Raw genomic sequence first — 2,695 nt, forward strand, 5'->3', positions numbered from 1 at the left:
GTATGCGGCGTCCACGCCCCATCGATTATTCAGTTGCGGCGATCTGAGGTTGATCTACGGGCCGTCAAAGGAGCTCACCGAAGAGTATCTGACGAGCTCATTGTGAGGCCTTGATGCGAGCGGCATAGGCCCATGGCATCAGGGCATCGATGTCTTTGGCGAGGTGGCCGTTTGCGAGGCGGGTGAAGAGGTCGCACAGATAGGCGTAGGGCTCAACGGCGTTCATTTTACAAGTGCCGATCAGGCTGGCAAACCGGGCCCAATTGCGGCCCCCTTCATCGTGCCCCGCAAAGAGCGCATTGCGGCGGTTCATGGCGGGTCGGCGGATCGCGTTTTCCACGAGGTTGGAGTCGATATCGACGTGGCCGTCGTCCAGGAACAGCCGGAAGCCGTCCTGCCGCGTTAGCATATAGGCCAGGGCTTTTCCGAGGTCAGACTTGCGTGAGACGCGCTTGGCTTGCGCTGCCAGCCAGGTGAAGAACTCGTCCACCAGCGGGAGGGACAGGTCCTGTCGAACTGCCCGGCGATGTTCGGGGTCTGAGCCTCGGATACTGTCTTCGATCTTGTATAGCGCGGCGATGCGAATGAGCGCCTCGTCGACGATGGGTGATCCGCTCTTCGGCGTGGCCTTGATCAGCTTTCTGCGCCCATGTGCCCAACAGAAAGCCAGCTTCAAGGGAACGCCACCCATCCGGTCCGACGTGGCGAGGTGCGAATAGCCACCGTAGGCATCCACCTGGATTGTCCCGTTGAACCCGTCGAGGATTTCAGCGGCATATTCGCCTTTACGCCCGGGCCGGTAATGGAACACCACGCCCGGCGGCGCGGAGCCATTCCAGCCGCGGTCGTCACGCAACACGGCCCAGAGATAACCGGTCTTCGTCTTGCCTCGCCCCGGATCAAGAACCGGAGCTGTTGTCTCGTCGACATAGAGCCGCGTGCTTTCCCACAGCAGCCGTTTGGCCATGTGGTCGACCACCGGTGCGATTTCGCTGCCCGTGCGCCCCATCCAATCGGCCAGCACCGTGCGGTCGATCGGCACCCCGTGTCGCGCCATGACTTCAGCCTGTCGGTTCAGCGGCATATGTTCGGAATGCTTGGAGACGGCAATCTCCGCCAGTAGTGCTTCGGTCGGCCAGCTTCCTTCCAGGAGGTGCGCCGGCGCTCTGGCCTGGACGACGCCCGTTCGACCCTTGGGACATGCGTATTTCGGGCGGATCGTGACGATCACCTCGTAGCGCGCCGGGACCCGGTCGAGCCGTTCCGTCCGGTCCTCGCCGATCCGGACCATGTTGCCGCAACCGCAGGGACAAGCGATGCTCTCGGGCTCGATCACGCGCTCGACCCGCGGCAGGTGTTCGGGCAGTGCACGGGCCTTCCGCTCCTTGCGAGGAGCGGCCTTTTCCGGATCGGATGTGCTGGCTTCGATCTTTTTCTCGACGGCGGCGATCCGCGCCTGTGTTTCGGCGATCGCCGTTTCAAGGTCTTCCAGCGCCAGTTCCATCTGCGCCGGATCGAGCTTTTCCGATTTCGGCCCGAACTTCGTGCGCCGATAGTCGTGAACCTGCCCCTCAAGCTTCTCGATCAGTTCCTTCAACTCGGCGATGAACGCGTCCTTTTCGGCCACCACAGCCTGCTCATGCTGACGTGCAGCACGCTCGACCGACAGCTCGAACTGCATCGCCGCAAACGCCTTCACCACCTCTGGCGGAAGGTTCGGAAACAGGCTGAGATCAAGGGGTGACGACATGCGGCCTTATAGCAAGGCAGCACAAAAAAGCCAAATAAAACAATGCAAATACAGCCGGATATTCACCCTGCCGCAGTCGGCGCGGTCACCCGTTGCGCCATGACCCGTCGCCAGTCGAGACCTTCGAACAAAGCCTCATATTGACCCCTGGAAAGACGCATCGTCCCATCCTGAACCTTGGGCCAGGCAAAGTTTCCATGTTCAAGAATTTTGTAGATTAGCACCATTCCTGTGCCATCCCACACCAGGATTTTCAGGCGATCACCGCGCTTCGACCGGAAGATAACCGTAACCCCGGAATGCGGATCGAGCTTCAACTCGGTCTGCACCATCAGAGCCAGCGCCTGATGCCCACAGCGGAAGTCAACCGGCCGCGTTGCAATCAGGATCGGCAGTCGTTGGCCCGCGACGATCATGCCGTCCCTCGCATCGCTCGCACCAGGGCCGCCACACGTTCAACCGGCACGTCACCGGGAACCTGCATAACAACGTCCGGGCCGATCTCCAGCGTCAAGACCGCCGAAACCGCCTCCGGCAGCGGCGGCGCCAAAACATTCACAGCCTCGCTCGGCTCTGCCGCAATCGCCAAAGGCACAAATGCAGGCTCGGCATCGCCGCTCTCCGCCAGGTCCGGCATAGCCTCAAAAGGCAGGGCCAGAATGCCCTCGCGCGCTTGCCGACGCCAGAAGGAAAGCTGGTGCGGAACAACGTCATGACGGCGCGCGACATCAACAACACGAACACCAGGCTCAAGGCTTTCCGCGACAATCCGCGCCTTCACATCATCCGGCCAACGCCGGTTTCCGCGGCGCGGCTCGACAACTTCGTAGCGCCCAACAAATCCATCATCTGCCATGCAAATCTCCAGATAGTCCTGGAAACCTTCTCGCACACGCAGCAAGCCTCAAAATACAGCCAATCCAATGGGGCGGAGACGGCGCTTAC

At 61.2% G+C, this 2,695-nt stretch carries 3 protein-coding genes; all 3 read right to left on the minus strand.

Annotated elements, in window-relative coordinates:
• Positions 1 to 97: 97 nt before the first annotated feature.
• The gene (tnpC, locus tag EXN68_RS27290) at positions 98 to 1,750 is read right to left on the minus strand and encodes an IS66 family transposase (protein ID WP_142843694.1); all 1,653 of its coding nucleotides are present in this window, start codon (positions 1,748 to 1,750) and stop codon (positions 98 to 100) included.
• A 62-nt stretch (positions 1,751 to 1,812) separates the two neighbouring features.
• Positions 1,813 to 2,166 carry an IS66 family insertion sequence element accessory protein TnpB gene (gene tnpB / locus EXN68_RS27295; protein WP_142843695.1) on the minus strand — a complete coding sequence of 118 codons (354 nt, stop codon included), beginning with the start codon at positions 2,164 to 2,166 and terminating at the stop codon, positions 1,813 to 1,815.
• Entirely contained in the window at positions 2,163 to 2,606 is a 444-nt protein-coding gene (gene tnpA / locus EXN68_RS27300; RefSeq protein ID WP_142843696.1) for an IS66-like element accessory protein TnpA, read from the minus strand. Before tnpA ends, tnpB begins: the two co-directional genes overlap by 4 nt.
• Between the last annotated feature and the right edge of the window lie 89 nt (positions 2,607 to 2,695).

This window comes from Martinezella rhizogenes (assembly GCF_007002745.1).
GTDB classification, from domain to species: Bacteria; Pseudomonadota; Alphaproteobacteria; order Rhizobiales; family Rhizobiaceae; genus Agrobacterium; species Agrobacterium cucumeris.

What these genes read in the sequence shown, in the direction of transcription:
- tnpC (WP_142843694.1), bottom strand. Translation starts at nt 1,750, where the DNA reads ATGTCGTCACCCCTTGATCTCAGCCTGTTTCCGAACCTTCCGCCAGAG.
- tnpB (WP_142843695.1), bottom strand. Translation starts at nt 2,166, where the DNA reads ATGATCGTCGCGGGCCAACGACTGCCGATCCTGATTGCAACGCGGCCG.
- tnpA (WP_142843696.1), bottom strand. Translation starts at nt 2,606, where the DNA reads ATGGCAGATGATGGATTTGTTGGGCGCTACGAAGTTGTCGAGCCGCGC.